This window comes from Stappia albiluteola (genome assembly GCF_014050225.1).
Taxonomy (GTDB): Bacteria; Pseudomonadota; Alphaproteobacteria; order Rhizobiales; family Stappiaceae; genus Hongsoonwoonella; species Hongsoonwoonella albiluteola.
This window is the reverse complement of the sequence record NZ_JACFXV010000006.1, coordinates 45,094-70,502: the sequence shown is the minus strand read 5'-3', so window position 1 is coordinate 70,502 and position 25,409 is coordinate 45,094. Positions and strand designations below refer to the sequence as shown.

The following is a 25,409-nucleotide window of genomic DNA, read 5'->3' as shown; positions in this document are numbered from 1 at the left end:
TTATCCGGCCGCTCGCGCGTGCCAGGTTGCGCCACCATCGCGGCTGAGATTCAAGGTGCTGCCGATGACGGCGGCGATGTGCTGTTCGTCTCCCGGATGAACCGCGACAACCGAGGCGGTCCCCTCGATCATGCGTCGCCAGACAACCCCGCCATCCTCCGACGCCCAGATGCCCGAGGGCAGCGCGGCAAAGAGCCGTTCCGGCGCTGAAGGGGCACTTGCCAGCGACAGGACGGGTTCTCCAAGCGGCAGCGGGGCTTCCGGTGGCGACGCGGAACCTGTGACGAGTGCATCCATTGCGTTTCCCGGCAGCACCTCCTGCCAGCGGCAGAAACAATCGGGTACCCTCGTCAGGCCAACATCGGTGCCGGCATAGATCCAGATGCCGCCCATTCCGGTTTCGAGATCAACCGAGACAAGAGTCAGCGGATCGCGCTCCGCCTCGTTGAGCCATGGGCGGTCCATCGCGAGCGACCAATTCTTGCCCGCATCCTCGCTCTTCCAGAGCCCGTCGCCGCGGATCGCGGCGTAGAGCAAGTCAGGATTGCGGGCGGCACTTGCGATCGCGCCGACCTCGCCAGCAGGAAGCCCGCCGCGTCCTGATTGCCAGGTCTTGCCTCCGTCCCTGGAACGCGCGACGCCACCCTCGGCTAACCCGGCAACGACGAGCCCGGGCTGGTCGCGATGTGTGGCAAGTGCCAGGATGCGCCCGGGTGACGCGAGCTCGATCCAGCTGCGCCCGTCATCGCCGCTGACGGCCAACCCGCGGCCTGCGGAAAGGAGGTTGTCGCCATCGAAAGCCAGTGTCTTGCTTGTGGCTTCGTTTTGCGATGCCAATCCGACCCTTGGCAGAAACGAGATAGCGCCGGCAGCCGCCACTGACGTCAGAAAAACGCGTCTTGTCGGTCGGATTTCATTACTCGATTTCATCTCGAGCACTCCTTCGCTCATGCGACACGGATCACGCCCATCATCCCGGCCGCCTGGTGCTCGAGAATGTGACAGTGGAACATCCAGTCGCCCGGATTGTCGGCGACGAACGCGATCTCGACGCGCTCGCGAGGGGCCATTAGCACCGTGTCCTGCCATTCGCGGTGTTTGGTCGGCTTCCCGTCGCGGCTGATGACGCGAAACGAGTAGCCGTGCAGGTGAATCGGATGATGGAACGCCGTTGCGTTCGTCATCTGAAGAACATGGCTCGCGCCAGACTCCAAGGTCAGAAAGGGATCGAGCGCGTGCCCCTCAGCCGCCTTCCCGTTGACGAACCAGATACCGCGTCCTTCGTGGCGTAGGCCCCGCATCGCGTCCCCAAACGCATCGAGGTCCATCTGACGCTCGACCATTGCGCCCATCATGCCACCGGTGAACAAGACGTCGTGGCGGCGGGCGGACGCGGGATCCGGCTCGGGAAGGGGATTGGCCGGCAGCGCAATATCCCGGTCGGGAAGCGCGTCGCGTAAAGGGGTATCGCCATAGACGATGTCGAGGACGCGGTATTCATTTCCACGATAGGCCCGGTCAACCAGCTGGAGCCGAGAGCTGGGCTCTGCGGAGAAATCGAGGATGAGGTCGGCCCGCATTGCTGGTCCAAGCACGGCGAGCCCTCCTGCAGGTGCGTGGGGTGTGACCGGCTGGCCGTCGAGCGCGATGACGCGCGGCGTATGGTCGCCGAAGTCGAGCGCAAAGATGCGTGCATTGGCGGCGTTTATTAGCCGCAGCCGAATGCGTTCCCCGGACCTCACCGTGAAAGTCTCGGGTACACGCCCGTTGATCGTGACGGTGTTTCCCAGTCGGCCTGCGTGGCTTGCATCCATGGCCGCGCCGAAGTCGTCCGACACCGCGGCATCCGAATCCAGCCGCCAATCGTCGAGTACCCAGGTAACATCCCGGTCGACGTTCGGAGCGTTGGCTTCCTCGATAACAAGTGGCCCGTAGAGTCCTCTCGCGACCTGCTCGAAACTGCGCTGGTGCGGATGGTACCAGAAGGTGCCTGCATCGATCGCATCGAACTCGTAGGTGAAGGTTTCACCGGGCGCAATCGGGTTCTGTGTCAGATGCGGAACCCCGTCCATCGCGTTCGGCAGGCGGACGCCATGCCAGTGGACCGTGGTCTCCTCGGCCAGCGTGTTGGTGACTTCGATACGGAGCCGATCGCCCTGCCGCACCCGAATCTCGGGACCGGGAACCCGGCGGTTGTAGCACCACACCAAGGTTTCGGGATGGGGTTCGGGCACCAGCCGCGTGCGGCCTGGGGCGGCGCGCAAGGTGAATCTGCGGGTCTGCTGTGTGGCCAAGGCCGGCTTTCGCACGGCGGTCGCCGCGAAGCCTGCCAGCGACGCAGTGAGAAACGAGCGGCGCGATATGGTGAGCCTGAAATCAGTCGACATGGATAGACACTCTCTGATCTTGTGGAGCGCGGCCGAAGCAGAATTGCGGCAACGACTCGATTGACCCGCGCGCCAGAGCCGATGCGCCCTGTCGACACGAGGCGACACACCGAACGCGATCAGACGCCGGGTGTCAGATCAGAGGTAGGATCGAGGTGGCTGTTTGGCCGGCGGAGAGGCAATGCCGTGCGACCTCCGCTCCTCCAGACGCGCATGCGCGCACGAGGTGAGTGCCGGAACCGAACCTACCGAAGGGGTCGGAATTGCAGCCGCTCCCGTGGCGTTGCACACGAAACCGCAGACGATATCATTGAGACCCGTTTGCGGGTCGCCGCAAGCGTCGCAGTCGTCCATGGCCGGCATGTCGGCATCAGAAGCGATGATCGCGAAGGCCATGGCCACCGAGCCCACCGAATGCGCAACCGCACCTGCGGCGAATGCCGCAAGCGCGAAAATGCAGAAAAGGCGTGCGAAGAACGTCATTAGATCAGGTTACATTCGCGCCGAACGATTTTCCAGCGATGCGTTGTCACATTTCGAAGAGGCGCGTGACATCAGCGGTGCGGGGTGCTCGTTGGGGGCGGGCCGGGCCAGATCGTCCATGATCGGGCATTCGGGGCGGTCGTCTCCCTGGCAGCGTTCGACGAGGTCACGTAGCGTCGCACTCAGCGCCTGCAGCTCCTCGATCTTCCGATCGATACGGTCCAGATGTGTCCGCGCGATTGCCTTAACGTCGGAACTGGACCTCTTGCGATCCTCGTAGAGCGACAGCAAGGACCGGCATTCCTTGATGCTGAAGCCAAGCGAACGAGCTCGACCGAGAAACGCCAGCTTGTGAAGATCGCGGCGCGCGAATTCACGATAGCCGTTCTCGCGGCGCGCGGGCTGCACGAGACCGATATCCTCATAGTACCGAATCGTCTTGGCCGGCAGGCCACAGCATTCGGAGACGTCGCCAATGTTCATCGAGTGCACAACTTATGTGCGATCGAGTTCAAGATAGAGATTCCATCCACTGGAAGGTCAAGCCGCGAGAGCAAGAAATTTCATTTCTTGACCTCCTAGTGACTGGAATCGCCATTTTCTAGGAGTGGCCAGTCTGAGGCAGGAACATGGAAACTGTCGGTGACGCCACCAAAATGTTCGAGGATCCCGTCTGCGGAATGACGGTCAGGCGCGCTACGGCCCGCTTCCTACACCAGCACGTCGGCGAGAAGCACTATTTCTGTTCGGAATGCTGCGAGGAGAAGTTCGAGGCCGAGCCGGAAGCATACCTGAAGGGCAAGCCGACGTCCGAGCCAATGCCCGCCGGCACGATCCTAACCGGGCCGGTACTCATACTGGCCATGAGCGGCGATGTCGGCCTAGGCGACCTGACCGGATTCAACGCAATTATGGAGCAGCGTATAAATTTGGTTCGTGTGGGGTGGACAAGGGTTCCGCCATTGCCGCCGCATTGTCCGCCACCTGCGCGAGCACGTCTGGAAATTATCGAGGATCGCTTCGCCTGGGGCGAGATTTGCAAGAAGGAACTTGAGGAGCGCCGCCGCATCCTCCGCAAATGAAGACATTGCTGGTGCGCGAACCGTCCGCCCACGGCACAAAGCACTGTTAGGCGCCCTTCGCCATAACCACACGGTGCAGAAGACGGAGCCCGAGGCGGAAATAGTTGTCTTCCCTATCAGTTGACGCCGACATCGCTGGGCGCCCCGAACCACTATTACAACGGCAAACACACGCACAAGTGGGTACACGCGGGCGGCGCCGCATTGCTCTACACCAAAGGAAGCTAGGACAATGATCACTCATTCATAACCATGGGTACAATGACGATCATCCTCGCCAGCACCAGGGTCGTGACAACTACAATCTGCGCTAAACCTACTGCGGCGTGCCGACCAATGCGCCGAGTCCGGTGGTGGTAGCAATAATGCCAATATCGCAATCATTACTGCGGGCATGATGATTGCACGAGCATGACACACAAACAGGCCGGCTCGTCGTGTCGGCATTGGTGTTGTCGCCAATAACGCTGACAAGGAGCACGTGGCGTGCTGCGCGCCATGACCATATTCCATAAGGACTTCTGCGAACCAAATCTACCCAAATGGGATTTGGATTCATGCTGGCGGAGCTCCGATGTCAGCAACGATTCTAGAAAACATCAAGGCATCATTGATGGAATGGTCAGGTTGAAAGATTCTCACGAAATCCCCAATCCCCTCTGCTTTCCTATGCTCCAGGTGATGCCGTCGCCGCGCATGATGCCGGAGACCTGCTTGCCGATGTGGCGTTCGAGGACGGGCCTCCAGGGGACGAGGGTGAATTCACGGCTGTTCTCGACAAGGGCGTATTTGCCGCTGGCGAGTTCGACGGAGCGGCGGAGCGTCCCTTCCACCGGCTCGCCTGAGCGAGTCTCGACGTAGGAAAGCCCGAGCTGGTTGGAGAGCTGACCGGCAACACGAGCAAGCTCGCGCCGACGCAGGGTCGCCAGCATGTTGGCGCGATAGACGATCCGATCCCGTTCCTCGTGAGCGAGGCCCTCGGCGATCAGCCATTGCCGACGGCGCGCCTGCGCCTCGTGCAGCTCACGGCCGAAACCGGAGTCTCGGCTGGGCTCGGGATGATCCGAGAGGAGCTCGCGGTCGAGCCAGGTGGCGCCGTCGGTGCCCACCTGCTGGTCGAGAGTGAGATGGGAAAGCTTCTCCACGATGACCGGCGCTGTGCGAGCAAGGCTCCGCTCATATTCCATCACCCGGTCGAGATGGTCGGGCGCGATGATCCAGGTACCGTCAGGCTCGCGGGCAACGCCGCCGGTGGCGCGGCGGATGGCCTCGAGCCGCCGCACGTGGGTCTCGGCGTATCCCTCGGTGGCGCGGGGATCATGCTTGAGGTGCAGGTCGATGGTGTAGCGCCCGTCGTTGGCGGCGGCGACCTCGGCGACGGTTCGGTCTACTCGCCGAGGCTCGATGGTCTTCGGCGTCACACGGACAATGTTGCCGTCCGGTGTCGGCTCGGTCGCCTCGCCCCTGCCGATGTCGACGTAATGGGTCCGCCCATCCACCCCGTCGACAATGAGGTAATGCCGGTCCTTGAGTTCGTCGGACAGCCCGCGCGCCACCACGCGCCCGGTGACGGGGTTCGTGGTCGGGTCTCCTAGGACGAGGATCGCGTAGTCGCCGGGGCTGCGGGCGATGCTTCTTCCGGCCATTTCGCGATGCATGGTCTTGATGATGTCGCCGCGCTCGCCCATGCGGCGGAGCGTATCCTCCAGCCCCACTTCCAGCCGCCACTGGCCGGGGCGAAGTTCCACGGCTAAGCCGAGCCGCCTCAGCTTCTGCAGCCGGCCCACGCACAGGCTCTGCTGGAAGGCGTCGCGGTCGGTCGCGGCGACGAGACCCGCCTCGTCCATGTCGCGGACGAGGCGGCGATCAATCCTGGTCAGACGCTCCTGCTCGACCTCGCGGCGCAGCCGGCCCTCGATCTCGAAATCCGACCGCGGCCCGAAATCCAGGCTGACGATCTCGGCTGCGCGCTCGCGCATGCCGGTGGTGATGTAATCGCGGGCGATGATGAGATCCTTGCCGCGCTCGTCGTGGCCGCGCAGCAGGATATGCGTGTGCGGATGGCCGGTGTTGTAATGATCGACCGCCACCCAATCGAGCTTGGTACCGAGATCTTCCTCCATGCGGGTCATCAGGCGACGGGTGAGCGGCTTGAGGTCGTCGTATTCCGCGCCGTCCTCGGCCGAGACGATGAAGCGGAACTGATGGCGGTCGCCCTCCGAGCGTTCCAGGAAGGCCTTGCCGTCCGCCTGGTCCTGCTCGGCGCCGTAAAGCTCGCCCGGCTCCCCCTCGCGGGTCACGCCGTCGCGCTGGATATAGCGCAGATGCGCCCGCGCGCCTTCCAGTCCCTTGGCCATCCCCTTCCCGGCCAGCTTGACGATGCGGGACTTGATGATGACGCGGCGCTGGCGGAAGGCGGCGTAACGGTCGCGATTGACAAGCACACGTCCCACGCCGGCGCCGCGCCCGATACGGCTGCCAGTGAAGCGGGACTTACGTGTGCCGCCCGCCCCGCCGCGTGCGAGGTTCGATGCAGCCAAAACCTGATGCAGGAATTTGCGTCCGCCCTTCGAGCCGCGCGAGCGGATCTTGCCGAGTTTGGGTTTGAAATCGTCGTCGTCGAACACGGTCCGCTCCTCATCAATCCCTATAAAATGGGCGCGAAACGAGCCTCTGGAAATTGGTGCCAATCGCCCCCAGGAAATCCGGGGCATTGCGCCCCCCATGGCACCACGGCGGAGGTGCATGGCACCATCCGCCCACGGAAAAACCGATGTGCAGACAAAGGCTTACGATGCGCGACACCGCAGATGGTGCCGGAGCTTCATCTTGCCTTACGCGGCTTCCCTGAGCCTGCCTGCGACCATCCACGATCATCCGCGATCACATCGACTGATGGCGAGAAAGCCCGGCAGCGGCGAAGCCGCGCCGCCGGGCGAAGGAAGGAGCGAGAAGCGCACCGGAAGCGAACTCTGGCGACGCATTTCTCGCCTCATTTTTCATCCGGTTTTCGCGTCGAAAGCGGCACGAAAAGCGCTCCGCTCAGCAACGATTTGTCGTCGCCTGCGGCCTCGTTTTTCGTCTTCGAGAGAGAGAAAAAGAGCCGATGCCCGGAGGCGATTTGATCGGGATTCCGCGTGTCGGTCGGCGGTAAATTCATTCCGTCCGAAGCGAATCCGCCCGCGTCCGCGAGCGTCTCTGCGATGCGCGCGACATAGGCGCGGGTCTCGGTGGGAAACGGCTTTCCGGTCCGCAGATGGTCCTCGTAGCGGCCCGGTCCGGCGTTGTAGGCGGCGAAGAGCGCCGGATAGCCGAAACGGTCCTGCATGGCCTTGAGATAGGCGGTTCCGGCGAGGATGTTCGCGCGCGGATCGAAGGGATCGGCGCCGAGGTCATGCTGATCGCGCAACTCGACCCAGGTCTCCGGCATGAGCTGCATCAGGCCCATGGCGCCCTTGGGTGAGACGGCGCACACATCGCCGTTGCTCTCGGCCATGATGACCGCCTCGATCCATCTGGCGGGGATGCCGAAACGCTGTGACGCCTCTTTGATATGCGCCTGAAACTGGTCGAGCGGCGCTGCATAGGCCGGTGAAATGATGGTGGCGGCCGCGAAAATAAGGGGGCTCAGTCGATCCATAGCGGCGCGAGCCTCCCGATCACGCGGGCGCTCGTCACCGGCCCGAAATAGCGGCTGTCGAAGGAGTCCGGAGCTTCGCCCAAGAGGAAGAATTCGCCCTGGACAAGTTCCCGGCATTCATTCCAGCGCGGCAGGGAACGTCCTGCCCGATCCACCTTGAGCTGGCGGGCAACGATTTCGCCATTGACGATGATGGCCCCGTCGAAGGCGCAAACATCATCCCCGGCGACGGCGGCAATGCGCTTGATGAGCGGCACGCCGGCGGGCAGATAGCGGCGGATGGCGGCCAGCTTTTCGATGGATTTCGGGAGGCGGACGAGGACGAAGTTGCCGCGTTCCGGCGTGCCGGAGACGACGCGATAAAGACCGATCGGCGCACTGGCGGAGGCGTTCCAGACAAGGCGCGGCTGGGGGAGCGCGATGGCGGAGAAGCCGACGAGCACGATGCCTGCAAGCGTTGCGGCGAGAGGAAGGAAAGCGGGCCTTTTCATCCGCGTTCTCCCTCATCAGATGTGGAGGAATGCCGTCGTCCTTCCGACCAGGCATCGAGGTCAGCAATGTGGTAGCGGACAAAGCGGCCATGCTTGCGGAAACGCGGGCCGTTGCCCGTCAGGCGCATCTTTTCGAGGGTGCGGAAGGAGAGGCCGAGATAGAATGCGGCCTCCCGCGTCGAGAGGAACGGCGAGCCTTTGCGGGCCTCGGCCGCCCTCGATGTGTGATCGATCATCCTTTAGCTCCTTTCGGCGAAGTTCGACGCGAATGGGCGAAGGATGTCGGCGGGGAGCGCGCTTGCTCAGGATCGAAAAGCGGGGGGTGCCGAAAACGATCCCCCCTCGCAATGAATGGACGAGAGACCGGCGTCTGGCTCGAAAACGCCGCGAAAAGCGGGGCTCAATGCCCCGCCTCCGCTGTGTTCAGCAGCGCTGTCAGCGCCGCTTCCATCTCCGTGATCTGCCGCTTGGCCTCGATGCGCTCGCGCGTCGGCAGGCCATTGCGCAGCTCCATGTTGACGAGCCAGATGCTCTCGCGCAGCTCGTCCTCGGCGTAGAAATGGCCGCGATACTCAACGCGGATGTCGTGGCCGAAATTGATCTGGATGGACATGGGAACCTCCTATGATTGAGCCGTTCTCCCGTCGAGAACGGGGTCCCCGGTCATCCGGATAGAGCCTGTCAAGGACGGCGAAGCCGCCGCGAAGCGGGCGCGGGAGGAGCCAAAATGCGGAGTGAAGCGCCAGCGGAACGGAGTATTTTGGAGGGGTGCGCAGCACCGATCCTTTACAGGCTCGTTGCGCCGGATGGCAGAATGGGAAGATCGAGACGGAAAGCCCGTCGGCGCGACCAGCGCCGACACCGATTGGATTGCGGCGGTCGGGCGCGGCGGAATGCATGAAGATAAGCCCCGCCGGATGCGCTCCGGCGGGGTCTTCGGGAATGGGCGGGATCAGCGCTCGCGCGGCTCCCACAGGGCGAGGTGGGAGGTGCGGTCCTCCATCGGCGTCTCCAGCTTGACGAGGCGGGCGCGTACCCAGTTGGGGCCGAATTCCGGCGCGGCGATCTTGAGGTTCAGGTAGGTCTCGCCGCTCGACTTGGCGACCTGGCTCCAGCCGGCGCCGACCTCGTAGCGCTGGCCGTTGCCGGCATAGACGCGATAGTCGGGGGCGTTTTCGGACATCTTGTCGACGGGGACGACGATGAGGCTGGCGGTGACGTTGAGGGTCTTGAGGGTCCCGGTGAAGCTGCCGTCGTTCTGCTTGGAGAACGTGCCGAGGGTGATGGCCATGGTGATAATCCTTTCGCTGTTCGTCGCAGGGACCATCCCTGCGATGGCTCCAGCGGAAAGACCGCATAGGCGGGCCGGATCACCCGCAGCGTAAGCGGAGGGCCGGAACGAAGTGGAGGACCCGCCGGGAGGGAAAATTTGGAGCGAAGCGGGCGCGAGGAATGCCGGGAAAAGTTGACGGCATTGCCGTCACCCCGGCGCGCCTTGCGCGCTATTCGAAGAATAGGCGGCCACGGGCCGCCGGGGGCGCAGCGTCAGCGGAGCACTTTTCGCGGCAGGGGAAATTTTCTCGGACGGCGGGTTGAACGGACCGCCGCGGGATTTACGCGATGAGAGACATGCAGGGATGGTGACTGCCTTGATGAACAGCCGGCGAAGGAGCGCCGTTGCCTTTCCCGCCACCGAGTTTACCGCATCCGACGACGGCTTGGCCGGGGTTACAACGAAAGGAAACTCGCCAAACAATCAGGCTTCGAGTGTCCTGAAAGCATGTACTGGGCGCCCGCCATGTAGCTCCATACTGGTATCGTCCGATCGGCGAGACTCGCGTCGGCCGCGCCCGGCGCCATGAGTGGCGAGCTTGTCCAGGTCAGTGTAGCTGCGTCCCATCTCCGCCCCGAACGCACCGCCAGCTTGAGCACAGGTGGAAACCGCCGAATTGCAGCGCACTGCCTTCAACAAGACTTCAGAAGCGTCACTGTGTTAAACTATCGCCGCCACCTGCGAAGCAGGCGCGGAGTATCCCTGGCGCGGGCACTCACATCATTCCCAGTATGAGAGATTCGCATTATCTAGGATGTAGTCAGTCTATTCCATAAAGCGTTGCTGCGTATCAGCCCGTGGGCGTAAAGGTGGGGCGAATATGCCTCAGAAATTTGACTTTTTCGCTAGCTGAAAACTTACGCCAGACCGTTGTACGCTTGAGAGACCGTTTCGAAAAGGTTTGAATGACCAATCGCAAAGATTTTGTCCGAAAAGCAACCGGATAAGTTTTCCGAGACACTTGTCGTCGCCGCCTATCCGAGCAGCGGGACCTGACTTGAACCGGGCACAGCCCTTTCAGCGGTGCCCACTTGCCACAGCGATCACGCAAAATTCAGCTCCGCTCCGGATCAGCCAAAGCTTAGAAAAAACCATTGGCTCAGGAGATTAATTGGTCCTTCACGCGTCATTTCGGCGGCCTGTACAGGTCGCACGCGTTGAGTGCTCCGAGATTGGGCTTGATCTCTAAATGGCGCGACAATACATCTCGCCTACTCGGATTAAGCGAATCGTGAGAAAAGGATTCGATGTTGGCGAAGATTGGGACGCTCGGTGGGCTAATGCGGATGGTGATGATCGCCGTCCTGCTCGTCCTGCCGTCCCTTTCCCAGCCGCATCTTGCCGCAGTATCGCCAGCGGAAATCCAAGGGGCGGCTGATGCCGCCCTCGTTTGGATGGATACTGAGGTTGACGGCAGGTCTCATACCGGCTCGCACTCACTTAGTCAGGCGCAGTGCGATGAAGACCAAGCAGCGCATGATCATGACACGGCCCGTGATGACACGTGCTGCTACGGGCTATGTTTTGTCGCGGACCTCGCGGTGGCAGCGGATTTGACTGATGGAAGCCCGGGTCGCGATATGTACGATCTCTTCCTCGAAGGCTTGGCGGCGCAGCCTGTAGGTCGCCTTTACGAGCCACCCATTGCCTGATCGCGCTGAAGCGCGCTGACCATCTCGACCGCGGGGGACGTAATTGCCCCCTGCGACTGGCAATGTTCATTTTCAGGTGAATTTCGTGAAAAATCTGATCCTGGCAGTGCTGCTGCCGGCAGGCCTTGGCGCATGTACGGCATCGCAGCCGCAAAACGTGCTGCCACTTCAATCGCCGGCCGACGCCCAAATCGGCTTGCTGCGCAGCGCAGACATCTCCGCCATCGGCGAATACACTCACAGAGTACCAATCGACCCCAAACCCTGGCGTCAACTCAACGACGAGCAGGCTCCTGGAGCGGGAGGTGATTCATGAGGCGTATCGCGCGCCAAATGGGCGCCGTCTCCCTGCTGTCGCTGCTTGCCGGGGCCTGCGCCAGTACCGCGCAGATCTCGGAATATTCGGAGCCGGGCGCCGGCTTCTCCACCGTGGCCGAAACTACCCGCAAAGCAACAGGCAGATCTTCCGTCTGGATTCAGAACCAGGAGCACGCGGAATCGCTCAAGAAACAGGTGCATGGCCTGGTGCACAAGAAAACCGTCTCGGCTGACACGGCGATCCAGGTTGCGCTTCTCAACAACCGAGGTCTGCAGGCGGCCTACGCCGACCTTGGCATGTCGGCTGCGGATGTCTGGCAGCAGCTCCTGCCGGAAAACCCGCGCGTTTCGATCGGCACATTCGGCATCGGTGCTCCAGGCCTGGATGCGTTCCGCAGCATTGAGGGGACGGTGGCCGCCAATATCCTATCGCTGGCAACCCGCAAGGATCGCGTCGATCTGGCGGATACCCGCTTCAGGCAAGCGCAATTGAGGGCGGCAGAAGAAACGCTTCGTCTCGCAGGTGCCACCCGCAAAGCCTGGATCGACGCGGTTTCCGGCTTCGAAGCGGTCCAGGTTCTCAACCAGGCGCAGGTCGCGGCCGACGCCGCATCGGAACTCGCCGAAAAACTCGGTGAAACGGGAGCGCTGCCGAAAGCGGGCCAGGCGCGCGAGCATGTCTTCTATGCCGAGTTGACCGGCCAGAAGGCCGAGGCGCGCCTTGCCGCAAGGCTTGCGAAGGAAGAATTAGCCCGCCTGATGGGACTTTGGGGCGACGAAGTCGACTTCTTCGTTCCTGACCAACTGCCGGCCCTGCCGGGAAGGCTCGCCGTAAAGGACGCGGTGGAGGCGGAAGCCTTGAAGAACCGTGTCGACCTTCAGATTGCCCGGCTTGAGCTCGAAGCGATGTCCAAGAGTTACAGGTTCACCGAGGCGACGCGATACGTCACCGACCTGGAACTGATCGGCGGCCTCGAAGTGGAGCGAGAGAGGGACGATGGAGAAACCTCAACCAGTACGACGCCTCAATTCGAGCTGGAATTCGTCATTCCGGTCTTCGACAGCGGTAAAGCCCGGCTTCGCAAGGCGGAACTGGCGTATATGCGGGCAGCCAACCTGCTGGCGGAAAGGGCGGTCAATATCCGCTCCGAAGCGCGGTCGGCCTATACCGCCTACCGCTCGACCCACGACATCGCACGCCATTACCAAACCAATGTCCTGCCTCTGCGCACACGCATTGAAGAAGAAGGCCTGCTGACGAACAACGCGATGTTCACCAACACGTTCGAACTCCTCGCCGATACGCGGGCGAAGACCAATGCCATGCTTCTGGCAGGCAGGGCCAAGCGCGATTTCTGGCTCGCGGACGCTGACCTTTCCGGTGCGATTTTCGGCGGCCGCGGCGCAGCAGGCGGCGGTGACAGCGAGGCTATCGCAGTCGCGGACAGCAGCGGCGGCGGCCACTAAACAGGAGAAAGCCATGTTCAACAGACGTCAATTGCTGGGCGCCGGCGCTGCACTGGTCTCGACGGCAGCCTGGTCGAAAACGGCAAACGCCGGACTTCCCGAAGCGGCAATCATGGAGACGGCGGCAACGCAGCCGCCGCTGCATCCGCAAAGCGGTCCGGACTACAACCCGGTCGTAACGCTGAACGGCTGGACCCTGCCGTTCCGGATGAACAACGGCGTCAAGGAATTCCATCTGGTCGCCGAACCGGTCGAGCGGGAAGTCGCAGAGGGCATGACCGCCTACCTATGGGGTTACAATGGTCAATCGCCCGGGCCGACGATCGAGGCGGTTGAAGGAGACCGCATCCGCATATTCGTGACGAACAAGTTACCTGAGCACACATCGGTTCATTGGCACGGGCTTATCTTGCCGTCAGGTATGGACGGCGTATCGGGCCTTTCCCATCCCGGCATCCCCACCGGCAAGACCTTCGTTTACGAGTTCGACCTCGTGAAGAGCGGCACCTTCATGTACCACCCGCACGCCGATGAAATGGTGCAAATGGCGATGGGCATGATGGGCATGTTCATCGTCCATCCCAAGGACCCGAACTTCCGGCGGGTCGATCGCGACTTCCTGATCATGCTGAACGCCTTCGACATCGACCCCGGCATGTATGTGCCGAAGGTGATGACGATGCTCGATTTCAGCCTTTGGGGATGGAACAGCCGGGTGTTTCCCGGAATCGACCCCCTCCCCATAGGCAAAGGCGAACGGGCCCGGATCCGGGTCGGCAACCTGACAATGACCAACCATCCCATCCACATGCACGGCTACGATTTTGCCGTGACCTGCACGGATGGAGGGTGGGTTAAGCCTGAAGCGCAATGGCCTGAAGTGTCGATCGATATTCCTGTCGGCGCCATGCGGGCCTTTGAATTCGATGCAATCTACGAAGGCGATTGGGCGATCCACTGCCACAAGTCGCATCACACAATGAACGCAATGGGGCATGACGTTCCCACATTCGTCGGCGCAGACAAGCGCAATTTGACGAAGAAAATCCGCAATCTTCAGCCGGAATACATGCCAATGGGGACTGCCGGAATGGCCGATATGGGCGTCATGGAAATGGAATTGCCGGACAATACTATTCCGATGATGACCGGATGGGGACCGCACGGCCCGCTCGAAATGGGCGGCATGTTCTCGGTCGTCAAGGTGCGCGAAGGCCTGACCCCCGGCGATTACTCGGATCCTGGCTGGTACCAGAACCCACCGGGAACGCAGGCTTACGAGTGGACCGGCGAATTGCCGGAACCGCGAAAGGCCGCCGATGCTCAAACCCAAATTACCCCGAGGCCCGGATCTCACAACACGGCCGGCTAATGCCAGCGCTTGATGCTCACGGCAATTTCCAGAAGGGAAAACGAATGCAGAGATTTATGACCACGACTGTCAGCGCCATTCTTTATGCCTCCGCTGCCGCGGCCGGCGGCAGCCACGCCGGCGGCCACGGGGACGCGGCAAAGACGCCTCACCACGGAGCGGATACCGGAGGGCATGGTCACGCTTTGGCGGCAGAACACCACAGAATGGCTGTCGGGGAGCCGGGCAAGGCATCGAAAGTCACGCGGTCGATCACCGTTACGATGCGCGAAACGGATGATGGCGACATGATCTTTGAACCAAACCAAATGCAGATCAATCACGGCGAGACGATTCGCTTCATCATCGAAAACAAGGGAGAACTCGCCCACGAATTCGTGCTCGACGATCACCATGGAATTTCCGAACACAAGGCGCTCATGGAAAAATTTCCGGAAATGGAACACGACGACCCGAATTCGGTTCACCTGGAGCCCGGAAGCAAAGCCGAGATCATCTGGTCGTTCGTCAACGACGGCGATTTCGAGTTCGCTTGCCTCATCCCGGGGCATTATGAAGCCGGGATGAGGGGCGGCATTGACGTTGTCAATTCGCTCGCACGCAACTGATCCGCTTTTTGAAAGAAAACCCCACGCTCATCCGGTTCGCCTTGGGAATATCCAACGCTGAACTGACAAACAAAAGGTGCAACATGACAAAAATATCGAAAATTGCACTTGCCTGTGCATCGTTGTTTTTTAGCGCAAGTAGCGTATTCGCGACCGAATATACAAAGGGCACCGTCAAGAAAGTTGACGCTAAGGCTGGAAAAGTCACCGTCATCCATGAGGAGCTAAAAAACCTCGACATGCCGGCAATGACGATGGTGTTTCGCCCGGCCGACGATGCCATGCTTGAAAAGCTGAAAGCAGGCGACAACATCGAATTCGTCGCCGACCGGGTGAACGGCAAGCTCACTATCGTCGAAATCAAATAAAACCGGAAACGCCCTCATTCCCCCTACAGGGGCGCCTCGCGCCTTGGCGCATTGCGCCCCTCGTGGAATCTGCCGGACTAAGAGGAGCCCGTCTTGGGACAAAATCGTGACGGCACTTCGCTTCTTGGCGTTGATGCGTCTCGTGAGCTCCGCTGGAACGCGTTGCGGCTCGTTGCCTTTGGTATCGTCGCCGTAAATTTGTTTTTCGAAAGCTCTCACCACAATATCGTCGGCTACCTTCTAATTGCATTTGCCTATCTGACGGTGACAGCCACGTCCATATTGACCAGCTTCTACCGACCCGATTGGCGCAATGCCACAATGATCTACATATTGATCGATGCAGTTTTGGTCAGTGTAGTGCTTTACGGCAACCTTCTGGATACTGCTGCGACAGCCAATCACAATCTGACAACTACGAGCCTTGTGATCCCATTTGTGTTGTTGAATCATGTCGCTCTTCGTCAGGATCAAGGCCGCATTATTGTCTTTTCATCAGCTGTCTTCTTTGCTTGGATAGGAATGTTGATCGTCCAGGCGCTGCGTCACCACAGTATCGGGCTGACACCATTCATCGAGGGCTTGTTCAACAAGGATCTGGGCTTCGCCGCTAGTTTCGGTTTCACAGCAATAGCCGTGCATCTTTTTGCGTCAGAGATGCAGCAAACTAGGCTGCTCGCACTGAATGCAGACAATATGCGCCGGAATCTGACCCGCTTCTTTTCTCCCCAGGTTGCGCTAACTCTCCAGGAAGAAGGCCCTAACCTAGGATTGATGCGCAATCACGCTGCCGTGATGTTCATTGATATTCGAGCGTTTACTCGATTGTCGGAAAACACCTCACCTGAGAAACTAGCTTTGATGTTGTCGGCGTATCGGCAGATAGTTTCGAAGTCCGTGTTAAAACATCGCGGAGTGATCGACAAGTTTACCGGAGATGGCATCCTCGCCGTTTTTGGCGTCCCTCACAATGCTAATGATGATACCGACCGGGCATTGGCATGTGCTATTGAAATATCGAATTCACTCGATAGTTGGCTTGAGGGGCAAAAAAGACTGGACGGAATGATACCGTCCGTAGGAATAGGACTGCATTACGGGTCAATCCTTAGCGGCGTCGTAAAGAGTGGTTACCATGATGAGTTCACGGTCCTCGGCGATACTGTCAACGTTGCCTACCGCCTGGAGCGCATAACCAAAAGCCTTGGCGCATCCCTTGTGGTCTCAATGGATTTGGTTCAAGCCTTGAAATTCAGGTTTCCTTCAACTTCATTCATGCAGATGCAGGGCGTCGACTTGCCCGGTCGGGATGGCAAATTGGATATCTTGTTCCTACCACGTGCCAAGAGGGTTCCGGCCCGCTAAAGACCAAAGCGTGTACTTCCATCCAAGATGCCATTTTCAATTCGCCGAATGGAGCAAGCTATTAACGTAATGCCGTTTTGAGTGCCAATTGTAGATCGTTGGAGCATCAAAGATGGCTTGCTGCATGAACATCAAGCCAACAAATATACGGACAGTGTGTAAGCGGTGCTCTCAGGCAACGGCTTCGAGTTCGGGAGCGGCTATTTAGGCTGACGTTGCCCCCGCGCTCTAATCCGGATTGAAGTTCGTTCTGGCCCATCGAGAGGACCAGGACATGAAGCGCAGCCGCTTTTCTGAAGAGCAGATCATCGGAATTCTGAAGGAACACGAGGCCGGTGTTTCGGTCGCCGACCTGTGCCGCAAGCACGGGGTCAGTGACGCCTCGATCTACAACTGGAAGGCCCGTTTCGGCGGGATGGACGTCTCGGAGGCGCGCCGCCTGAAGGCGTTGGAGGACGAGAACACGCGACTGAAGCGTCTGCTGGCACTGCGCATACGGCAGCAATGCGGCTCTTTCGACGAGCCGACGGCAAGCATCGGAAACGAACGGCCGCACACCTGAGGGCCCACTATCCACGAGATGACGCAGAAGCGCCGCCCAACCGGATTTATCCTCCTTCGGGCCCTCCGCGATGCCGAGGATAGCCGGGAAGCCGTTGCTCATCAGCTCGGTCCCCACCCGTAGCGAGACATTTTGGACCTTGCCGACCAACGAGCGCTTCATCACGATTCCGTCTAGGAATACGTAGAGGTGACTGCGCTCTATCCTTCGGTGCCGCCACTCGTCAATCTTGGCGTAGATCTTATTGTTCGGGTGCGAGATCGCGCCTGAGCTCACTCTCGTGCCCGACAGCGCCCCCGTAATGTTCTCAGCCCGGAAGGCGGAAGTCAGCATCTCGCCGATTTAGATCACTTGCCCGATCGGCGTGAGCTTCTCCTGCTCATCCATTCCTTGCTCCTCTCAGCCAGTCTGAAAGGAAATACTCGCATTGGCAATGCGCAAACAACTTTGTACATTTTCTGTTACATTGCGCCGGTCGCGGAGTTGCACCAACACTGTTGGAAAGGAGCTCGATGCCATCTCGCAGGCGATCAACATTTTCGATATTACCGGCAAACTCATCCTAACTCCGTAGCAGAAGGCTGCCTTTTGCACATAGCGCCGCCCCTTCCGTAATTGCTAACTACGAGACAGATGGCGCGCCCCAATCAACGACCGTGTCTTGCTCGAAGTGTTTCAGATTGGGGATAATCTTACCGAGTGCTTTCGGCATCACACTACATTTGCAACGCCATCGATGCGCCGGAGGTATTTGTATCTTTCGACACGTTGATAACCAAAAAAACAAAAGTGTCAGGAAAACAACAACGACGGCAGCTGCGGCGCGTCACGCGCCACCCTCGCCCTTGTCGAACCGCCACACCGCGATCCCCATCTTACGCGCCTTGTCGGCGAGGTTCTGCGAGATTCCCGAGCCGGGGAAGGCGATGACGCCGATGGGGAGCGCTTCGAGCATCTGGTCGTTGCGCTTGAAGGGGGCTGCGTTCCGATGGCGGGTCCAATCGGGCTTGAAGACGATCTGCGCCACGCCGCGATTGTCGGCCCAGCAGGCGGCTATCTTTTCGGCGCCTTTCGGCGATCCGCCATGGATGAGCACCATATCGGGATGCTTGGCGCGGGCCTTGTCGAGGGCATCCCAGATGCGGGCGTGATCATTGCAGTCGACGCCGCCGGTGAACGCGATGCGCGGACCGGTGGGCAGCAGCGGTTCGGTCTCGGCCCGCCGCTTGGCGGCGATGAAGTCGCGGCTGTCGATCATGGCCGCCGTCATCGTCCGCCGGTTCGTCATCGAGCCCGTGCGGGGCCGCCAGGCGGAACCGGTCGCGGATTCGAATTGAGTGGCGGCAAGGTCGCGGAGGTTCTCGAAGGCGGCGCGGCGTTCGAGCAATGCCTCGCCGCGGGCAGTCAGGCGCTCGAGTTCGACCGATTTGATCTCCGAGCCGTCCTGCTCGCTTGCCAAGCGCCGCTGCGTCATCTCGTTGTCGTCGAGCAAGCGGTCGAGCCAGCCGATGCGGCGGTGGAAGAGATTGGCGAAGCCCCAGAGGACGTCATCGAGATCGTCATCCAGCGCCGTATCGGCCATGAGGGCAATGAGGGCGGCTGCGGCGGTCTCGATCTCCTGCTCGGCACGGTCGGCTTCGGGCACGGTCAGGCGCTCCGGATCGTCCGGGCCGGGACGGGTGCCGTGAAGCGCCATTTCGTCGAGGACATGGGCGGTTGGCGATGCCGCGTGATGGGGTTCGATGGCGTCGTCGGTGAAGAGGTCGTGCAGCATGGGGCTGTCTCCCGGTTCCGAGGCCGCGTCCGTCGCGGCCTTTCCGGGGATCGCCCGCCAGTGCCAAGGGGCGGCTTTGCACCCGCCGGGCCGCAACGAAGTGGAGGACGGCCGCAAGGCCGTTGCAAAGTCGGCCGGCGCTGGCAGATCCCTCTCTTGGAAAGGCCGTGGCGCGGCCCCTTGTGAACCGGAAGGCCGGCCCCGATGCCGCTCCTCGCCCGTCCGGCGCTGACGGACTTCACATGCATCGCCTCTGCTCATCCGCGACCAGGAAACGCTGAACATCGTCCGGAGCGAGCTGCTCGGCGAGCCATGCCCTGAGCCGGTCCGGGCCGAGGGAGAGGAGATCGGCGTTGAAATCCTCTGTCCTCGGGGCGAGCGCGCGGATGTCGATATCGCCGGCTCTGGAGCGGGCGCGCAATCGTTCCACCGCAAAGCGCCCGGCCCCGTCATTGTCGCGCGCGACATAGAGGCGACGCAGCGACGACGGCAGAATCAGGGCAGCGAGGTGGGCGGCGGAGAGTGCGGCAACGACCGGCATGGCGGGCATCACGGTCTTGAGCGCCAGCGCCGTTTCGATGCCTTCCGCCGCCGTCAGGACGTCGGAGGCAACGCCGAGCCGGACCGCGTTTCCGGCGAGATGACCCATGGCGCGGCGGGGCTGATCGAGAGGCGCCTTGCCGCCGCCAGGATCAAGCCAGGTGCGATGCACGCCAGTGATGGCGCCGTCGAGATCCGTGACGGCGGCGATGAGCGCCGGCCATATCTCGCGCCCCACAGGCCCGCGATAAAAGCAGCGCGAATGAAAGCGGAGCGCGGAAACGTCCGCAGGCAGTACGATGCCGCGGCTTTGGAGATAGCGTTCCGCCAGCGTAGCGCGGATCGGCTTCGACGCGGCGAAAAGCCGCCGCGCCGCCTCGGAAGAGCCGGACGGCGCGGGCGGCTCGACCTGGCGGGTCGGCAGAACCGGCAGGCTGAGGAATCCCCGCGCCTCATCGAGCGCGGCACAGAAGTCGAGGCCGCGATTGAGGGCGATAAGGTCGAGAAGATCGCCATGTTCGCCGGTCGATGCGTCACAGAATTTGCCGGCACGTTCGCCGGAAAGGCGGACATAAAGACTCCGCCCCGGCGTTCCCATGACATCGCCGCAGATCCAGTATCGGCCCTGGCGGCGACCGTTCGGCAGGTAATAGCGGCACACCGCCTCGGCCTGTTCACCGAGGCGGCGCGCCAGATCGGCGGCGCGGGGCATATGTCACCCCCGATCCGCGATTTCAGTAATTGGCCAACGGTCGGTGAGGCTCTCGAAAACCGCCTTGCCGGATTCGCCCACCGGCACGAACAACCGCAGCTTCCAGGAGATGATCTCGCCGAACAGGCCGCGGACCTTCAGGGCATCGACCATGCCGGAGGTGAAGCCGGTGAGTTCGATGCGGCTCTCGTTCATCACGCGCGCGCGGCGGAGCACGAGGCCATCGGCGAGATGGGCCGTGACCTTGCCTTCATTGATCAGGGTCCAGGCGTCCCCGGCGGAGAGCTTCGGCGCCTCCATGCCGATATTGCGGCAGAACGCTTCCACCTCAACCGGCGTCAGCATGCGGCCGATGATGCGCTCGCCATCATCGGTTTGCAGCCGATAAACGCGGGCGTTACTCTCCGGAAGACGCCGCCAGATCGGCAGCAGGAGGCCGGTGACGAGATGGAACGTGCTCGTCGAGAATTCGGGGATTCCGGCGATCTCCTTTTCCCATGCGGCGATAAATTCTTGCCTCTCCGCTTCCTTCCAGTGCGTGGCGGCGAAGTCATCGACGCTCATCGTGTCGCGCTGCATGGGGCGCAACAACCGGACGCGGCGTTCCACGCTGCCGTCATCGAGCATCAGGCTCGGCGCGGACGTCTTGACGGCGGCGCGGCCGGAGCGCTCATTGACGAGCAATCGCCCGCCTTCGATGGTGATCGCCTCTTCCGCCGTCATGGGGCGGTTGCGATCGCGCCGCTCGATCGTGAACAGCCGCGTCTCAGCGCCGCTGTCGTGCCGCCAGACGGTGCGCCGGTCGGTGACGATCAGGCTTTCGGCGCGGATGGTTTCCAGGCCGATATCGTGGACACCCGCTGCAATCGCCGCCTCAATGCGGGCGTTCAAAATCTCCTCGAACACCGCGAACAGCGTGTTCTGCATGGCGATGGGCAGTGCCAGCAGCCGGTTGAGGAAGGTCGTGATCGGCGGCAATTCCTCCTTCATGTTGCCGCCCTCGAAGGTCAGCGTCAGGCCGGTCACTTCCTCGAACTGAGTCAACGAACAGCCGTGAATGGCGCCCTGCGCCAGCCAGTAATAGAACTGCCTGAGCGCCGCGCGGGCCTGATCGCCTTCGAGATTGTCCTCGGCGCGGAACAGCCCCTGGCCGCCGGTCTGGCGCTGCCCGCGCGTGATGGCGCCAAGGGTATCGAGGCGGCGGGCAATCGTCGAAAGAAAGCGCTTCTCGGCCTTCACGTCCGTGGCGATGGGGCGGAACAGCGGCGGCTGCGCCTGATTGGTGCGGTTGGAACGGCCGAGTCCCTGGATGGCGGTGTCGGCCTTCCATCCCGCTTCGAGCAGGTAATGGACGCGCAGGCGCTGATTTTTCGCGCCCCGGTCGGCATGGTAGGAACGGCCCGTGCCGCCGGCGTCCGAGAAGATCAGGATGCGCTTCTCGTCATCCATGAAAGCTTGCGTCTCGGCGAGATTGGCCGAGGACGGACGGTTTTCGACACAAAGCCGATCGCCCTTGCGCACGATCCGCCGTGATCGTCCCGTCACTTCCGCTACCTTGTCTGTCCCGAAGCGTTGAATGACCTGGTCGAGGCTGCCTGGCACGGGATCGAGCGAGGCGAGACGCTCTATCATCCGGTCACGGGAGGCGACGGCCTCGCGGCACTGGATCGGGTTGCCCTCGGGATCGAAGGCGGGGCGCGAGCGCAGATTGCCGTCTTCGTCGGTGTAGGGCTCGTAGAGCTGCGTCGGGAAGGCGTGCTGCAAATAGGTGAGGATCACGTCGCGGGGCGACAGATCGACGTTCAGGTCCGCCCATTCCTCGGCTGGAATCTCGGACAGGCGGCGGTCGAGGATCGCCTCACCGGTGGAGACCAGTTGCACGATGGCGGCATGTCCCGCCGCCATATCCGCCTCGATGGACTTGATAAGCGTGGCGGTCTTCAGCCCCGAAAGCAGCGCGGCGAAGAAGCGCTGCTTGGCGCCCTCGAACACCGACAGCGCGGCGGACTTCGCCTGGCCGTTGAGGGTTTTTCGCTCCGCGGTGACGTTCGAGGCTTCGAGGGCAGCGTTCAGGTTGGAGTGGATCACCTGGAACGCCTCGGCATAGGCGTCGTAAATTTCCACCTGCGCCGGGGTGAGATTGTGCTCGACGATCTCGACCTCGACGCCTTCATAGGACAGCGACCGCGCCGTGTAGAGACCGAGCGCCTTGAGGTCGCGGGCCAGGACCTCCATCGCCGCCACGCCGCCTGCTTCGACGGCCTGGACGAACTCGGCCCGGTTGGCGAAAGGGAAATCCTCGCCGCCCCAGAGGCCGAGCCGCTCGGCATAGGCGAGGTTGCGCACGTCGGTGGCGCCGGTGGCGGAGACATAGACGATGCGGGCATCCGGTAACGCACGCTGCAGCCGCAGGCCGGCACGACCTTGCTGGGAGGGGAGTTGGTCGCCGCGCTCACCCTTGCTGCCGGCGGCGTTGGCCATGGCATGGGCTTCGTCGAAAACGATCACGCCGTCGAAGCCGTCTCCCAGCCAGTCGATGACCTGGCGAAGGCGCGGCTCGTTGCGCAGGGTGGCGTATGTGACGAAGAGGATGCCTTCGGTCAGCCGGATCGGCGTTCCCTGCTTGAAACGCGACAGCGGCTGAACCAGCAAGCGCTCCATGCCGAGCGCCGACCAGTCGCGCTGCGCGTCCTCGATCAGCTTGTCGGACTTGGAGATCCACACCGCCTTGCGGCGGCCCTTGATCCAGTTGTCGAGGATGATGCCGGCGACCTGTCGGCCCTTGCCGCAGCCGGTGCCGTCGCCTAGGAACCAGCCGCGGCGGAAGCGCACGGCATTCTCGGCGCCTTCCGGTGCGGCATGGATATTGTCGAAGGTCTCATCGACCAACCACGATCCGGCGAGATGCCCGGAATGCACATCGCCGGCGTAGATGACGCTCTCAAGCTGAGCGTCGGAGAGAACGCTACTCTTTATTATATGCACTGGAAGATGCGGCCGATAGGAAGGGTGCGGCGGCGCCACCGAGGCCATGGCCGCCGACTGCACCAGCTTCGTAGGATGCGGCTTGGCGCCTGGGATATGGATCGATTGCAGGGCGTAGCCCTCGTAGAGCGCGTCGGTCAGGTCGGCGCCCTTGGTCGGCTTCCATTCGATGGCCTCATAGGTGAGCTCGACAGCATCGGGCGCCGCGGAAGTGACGGGCTGCGGCCTGCGCGCGATTGGCGCGACCTTGCGCACAACAGCGGGCTTCGCCGCTGTCGCGAGCCCGATCTCGCCGTCCACCTCCCGGCGAGGCGGCAGATGTTCGATGAGGCGGGTGAGCAAGTCGGCGGCATTTTCCGCACACGGCAGAACCGGCGGCGAAGCCGATTCAAGCGACTTGTCGATGACGGTGAGGCGCGTGTCGAAAGTGGTTCCGTGCTTGTAATAGACGGAGCCGTCCACAACGCAGGTGAAACGCACCGCGCCGCTCAGCTTATCAACGGGGAAATTGTGGCCGGTGATGGCGACCAGGCGACCGCCCTCGGACAGGCGCGCCAACGCCGAGCGCACGTGATGGAAGTCCGTGTCGGAGACGCGCCCCCGCACGTGGAGCGCCGCCGAGAAAGGCGGGTTCATCAGCACGACCGACGGCGCGATATCGTCCGCCAGCCGATCGTCGATGCTGGCGGCATCATGCGTGGTGATCAGGCTGTCCGGGAATAGCCGCCGCAGAAGCGCGGCCCGCGTCTCGGCGATCTCATTGAGCGCCAGCCGCGCGCCCATGAGCTCGGCGAATACGGCAAGCATCCCAGTGCCGGCCGACGGCTCCAGCACCGCATCGTCGCCGGTGAGGCCCGCCGCAATGCTGGCCACATAGGCAAGCGGCATGGGTGTGCTGAACTGCTGGAACTCCTCGGATTCCTGCGTGCGACGGGTGTGGGTAGGAAGAAGCCCGGCGATGCGAGACAGCATGGCGAGCATCGCTACGGGTGAGCCCGCCTTCTCCCGCATGGCGCGACCATATCTGCGGAGGAACAGCACCTGCGCTGCTTCGCAAGCTTCGTATGCGGCTTTCCAGGTCCAGAAACCCTCGGCGTCCGAACCGCCGAACGCCTCCTCCATCGCCTGCCGCAGGACGCGGGCCTCGATGAGAATGCCGCGTTCGAGACCGGTGAGAATGCGTTCCGCCGCCTTGAGAATGCAGGCGGCCTCTTCTTCGGGCGTACGGATGGGTGCGGCGGCCGCCACCGCCGCCGCTGGCGTCATCAGATTCATGAGATTGCTCCGGGATTGAGGTTTCAGGAAAAGGCCGGGGCAGGCTCTCTCTTGCCCGCTCCCGGCCCACCCTCATCCCGGTCTGCTCTCACTCTGACGAGTGGTACGCCTCGTAGGGATTCCCCTCCGCCAGATGGCCGAAGGGCGTGAAGAGGTATTCGCCGCCGTCACAGCCGACGGCGCAAATGACGTAACGCGGCGCGCCGGTTTCGGCGTCCGCGCACTCCATCAGCGCCAGGTCGCCGTTTTCGGCGGCGCGCATGAGGGTCTGGAAATTGGCGCGGATGTGGTCAGGGATCATTGCGCCGCCTTCCCTGAGAGGAAGCTGGAGGGGCTGTCGCAGAGCACGTGGCGATCGGGATCGATAACAAAGCCGAATTTGCCGCGCCCGTCATATTCGGCATCCGGCACGAGATAGCAGCGCCTCTCCGGATCGGACCTGCCCCATTCGGCGCGCTTGCCGCCAAGAGTGGCGATGCACTCGACCACACCGGGATGCTGGTCCGACCTGATGGCGCTGATCACCACCCAGTCTTGCGCATGGCATTCGTGGAAAAGGCGCTGGCCCTTGATGTGGGATGCGCCGGGGGCGAGGGTTTTACCGGTGACCGCCTCATATTCATCCGGGCACCAATCCTTCAGCGTCCGGATCGCGGCCTCCTGCTGCTCATCGTTGAAGCATTCGCGAAAGGCGAAGGCGACCTTGGCCCAGGCGCAGTCCTCTTCGAACCACCCGTCCTTATCGCGCAGGGCGGAATGCATCTGCGCCAGGCGTTCGGCGGAAAGTTTGAAGCCGCCATGGGACGGCGTGCCGTAGAAGACGATGCCCTCGGCGAATTCGCGGGCGTAATCGGCGACGCCCCAGGGCGTATGGACGGGGCGTTCGTCCGGGAAAATCATGCGTTCGCGTTGCACGTGACGTCTCCAGAAAAAGCGAAGCCCGGCCAGTCTTTCGACTTGCGCGGGCTGACGCCGCGCGGGGCCGGGCTTCATGT

22 protein-coding genes and 2 pseudogenes are annotated in these 25,409 nt (G+C 62.1%); 9 read left to right on the top strand and 15 right to left on the bottom strand.

The window, feature by feature from the left end:
- From H2509_RS00370 to cueR, 3 genes are all read right to left on the bottom strand, one after another.
- Nucleotides 1-837 (bottom strand): WD40/YVTN/BNR-like repeat-containing protein, encoded by an 837-nt coding sequence (locus H2509_RS00370; protein ID WP_209001706.1) that lies wholly within the window; start codon nucleotides 835-837, stop codon nucleotides 1-3.
- Nucleotides 838-947: 110 nt separating this feature from the next.
- Complete coding sequence (locus tag H2509_RS00365; protein ID WP_182161133.1) at nucleotides 948-2,387, bottom strand: multicopper oxidase family protein; 1,440 nt, start codon at nucleotides 2,385-2,387, stop codon at nucleotides 948-950.
- Nucleotides 2,388-2,879: 492 nt separating this feature from the next.
- Nucleotides 2,880-3,353 (bottom strand): Cu(I)-responsive transcriptional regulator, encoded by a 474-nt coding sequence (cueR, locus tag H2509_RS00360; protein WP_182161131.1) that lies wholly within the window; start codon nucleotides 3,351-3,353, stop codon nucleotides 2,880-2,882.
- A 146-nt stretch (nucleotides 3,354-3,499) separates the two neighbouring features.
- Between cueR and H2509_RS00355 the strand changes: the two genes are divergently transcribed.
- Nucleotides 3,500-3,952 (top strand): YHS domain-containing protein, encoded by a 453-nt coding sequence (locus H2509_RS00355; protein ID WP_182161129.1) that lies wholly within the window; start codon nucleotides 3,500-3,502, stop codon nucleotides 3,950-3,952.
- A gap of 638 nt (nucleotides 3,953-4,590) precedes the next feature.
- Here the strand turns inward: H2509_RS00355 and rlxS are convergent.
- From rlxS to H2509_RS00325, 6 genes are all read right to left on the bottom strand, one after another.
- Entirely contained in the window at nucleotides 4,591-6,579 is a 1,989-nt protein-coding gene (rlxS, locus tag H2509_RS00350; RefSeq protein ID WP_328804933.1) for a relaxase/mobilization nuclease RlxS, read from the bottom strand.
- Between the two features lie 365 nt (nucleotides 6,580-6,944).
- On the bottom strand, nucleotides 6,945-7,592 hold the full coding sequence (locus H2509_RS00345; protein WP_182161125.1) for a lytic transglycosylase domain-containing protein: 648 nt from the start codon (nucleotides 7,590-7,592) through the stop codon (nucleotides 6,945-6,947).
- On the bottom strand, nucleotides 7,580-8,083 hold the full coding sequence (traF, locus tag H2509_RS00340; protein WP_182161124.1) for a conjugative transfer signal peptidase TraF: 504 nt from the start codon (nucleotides 8,081-8,083) through the stop codon (nucleotides 7,580-7,582). The genes H2509_RS00345 and traF overlap by 13 nt, the downstream gene beginning before the upstream one ends.
- On the bottom strand, nucleotides 8,080-8,319 hold the full coding sequence (locus H2509_RS00335) for a helix-turn-helix transcriptional regulator (protein ID WP_085126727.1): 240 nt from the start codon (nucleotides 8,317-8,319) through the stop codon (nucleotides 8,080-8,082). Before H2509_RS00335 ends, traF begins: the two co-directional genes overlap by 4 nt.
- A gap of 164 nt (nucleotides 8,320-8,483) precedes the next feature.
- Nucleotides 8,484-8,696 (bottom strand): hypothetical protein, encoded by a 213-nt coding sequence (locus tag H2509_RS00330; RefSeq protein ID WP_182161122.1) that lies wholly within the window; start codon nucleotides 8,694-8,696, stop codon nucleotides 8,484-8,486.
- Nucleotides 8,697-9,035: 339 nt separating this feature from the next.
- Nucleotides 9,036-9,374 carry a DUF736 domain-containing protein gene (locus H2509_RS00325; protein ID WP_182161120.1) on the bottom strand — a complete coding sequence of 113 codons (339 nt, stop codon included), beginning with the start codon at nucleotides 9,372-9,374 and terminating at the stop codon, nucleotides 9,036-9,038.
- Between the two features lie 1,289 nt (nucleotides 9,375-10,663).
- Here H2509_RS00325 and H2509_RS00320 point away from each other — a divergent pair.
- From H2509_RS00320 to H2509_RS00285, 8 genes and pseudogenes are all read left to right on the top strand, one after another.
- Nucleotides 10,664-11,068, top strand: coding sequence for a hypothetical protein (locus tag H2509_RS00320; protein WP_182161118.1), 405 nt, complete (start codon nucleotides 10,664-10,666; stop codon nucleotides 11,066-11,068).
- Nucleotides 11,069-11,153: 85 nt separating this feature from the next.
- Entirely contained in the window at nucleotides 11,154-11,384 is a 231-nt protein-coding gene (locus tag H2509_RS00315; RefSeq protein ID WP_182161116.1) for a hypothetical protein, read from the top strand.
- Nucleotides 11,381-12,853: a TolC family protein gene (locus H2509_RS00310; RefSeq protein ID WP_182161114.1), complete on the top strand. Its 1,473-nt coding sequence runs from the start codon at nucleotides 11,381-11,383 to the stop codon at nucleotides 12,851-12,853. The genes H2509_RS00315 and H2509_RS00310 overlap by 4 nt, the downstream gene beginning before the upstream one ends.
- Before the next feature lie 13 nt (nucleotides 12,854-12,866).
- Nucleotides 12,867-14,225, top strand: coding sequence for a multicopper oxidase family protein (locus tag H2509_RS00305; protein ID WP_182161236.1), 1,359 nt, complete (start codon nucleotides 12,867-12,869; stop codon nucleotides 14,223-14,225).
- 44 nt (nucleotides 14,226-14,269) lie between these two features.
- Nucleotides 14,270-14,833 (top strand): cupredoxin domain-containing protein, encoded by a 564-nt coding sequence (locus H2509_RS00300; protein ID WP_235974567.1) that lies wholly within the window; start codon nucleotides 14,270-14,272, stop codon nucleotides 14,831-14,833.
- Between the two features lie 83 nt (nucleotides 14,834-14,916).
- Nucleotides 14,917-15,201, top strand: coding sequence for a copper-binding protein (locus tag H2509_RS00295; protein WP_182161110.1), 285 nt, complete (start codon nucleotides 14,917-14,919; stop codon nucleotides 15,199-15,201).
- Between the two features lie 93 nt (nucleotides 15,202-15,294).
- On the top strand, nucleotides 15,295-16,566 hold the full coding sequence (locus tag H2509_RS00290) for an adenylate/guanylate cyclase domain-containing protein (RefSeq protein WP_182161108.1): 1,272 nt from the start codon (nucleotides 15,295-15,297) through the stop codon (nucleotides 16,564-16,566).
- Between the two features lie 274 nt (nucleotides 16,567-16,840).
- A pseudogene (locus tag H2509_RS00285) lies at nucleotides 16,841-17,053 on the top strand (transposase); the annotation flags it as partial.
- Between the two features lie 54 nt (nucleotides 17,054-17,107).
- Here the strand turns inward: H2509_RS00285 and H2509_RS00280 are convergent.
- The 6 genes and pseudogenes from H2509_RS00280 to H2509_RS00255 all read right to left on the bottom strand — a co-directional run.
- Nucleotides 17,108-17,461: pseudogene (locus H2509_RS00280) on the bottom strand (transposase); the annotation flags it as partial.
- A 493-nt stretch (nucleotides 17,462-17,954) separates the two neighbouring features.
- Nucleotides 17,955-18,902 carry a DUF2493 domain-containing protein gene (locus tag H2509_RS00275; RefSeq protein WP_182161106.1) on the bottom strand — a complete coding sequence of 316 codons (948 nt, stop codon included), beginning with the start codon at nucleotides 18,900-18,902 and terminating at the stop codon, nucleotides 17,955-17,957.
- A gap of 238 nt (nucleotides 18,903-19,140) precedes the next feature.
- Nucleotides 19,141-20,154 (bottom strand): DUF7146 domain-containing protein, encoded by a 1,014-nt coding sequence (locus tag H2509_RS00270; RefSeq protein WP_182161104.1) that lies wholly within the window; start codon nucleotides 20,152-20,154, stop codon nucleotides 19,141-19,143.
- A 3-nt stretch (nucleotides 20,155-20,157) separates the two neighbouring features.
- A complete protein-coding gene (locus H2509_RS00265) occupies nucleotides 20,158-24,405 on the bottom strand; it encodes a strawberry notch-like NTP hydrolase domain-containing protein (RefSeq protein WP_182161234.1) in 4,248 nt (1,415 codons plus the stop codon).
- A gap of 97 nt (nucleotides 24,406-24,502) precedes the next feature.
- Entirely contained in the window at nucleotides 24,503-24,715 is a 213-nt protein-coding gene (locus H2509_RS00260; RefSeq protein ID WP_182161102.1) for a DUF6117 family protein, read from the bottom strand.
- A complete protein-coding gene (locus H2509_RS00255) occupies nucleotides 24,712-25,329 on the bottom strand; it encodes a DUF7007 domain-containing protein (protein ID WP_182161100.1) in 618 nt (205 codons plus the stop codon). The genes H2509_RS00260 and H2509_RS00255 overlap by 4 nt, the downstream gene beginning before the upstream one ends.
- Nucleotides 25,330-25,409 lie beyond the last annotated feature (80 nt).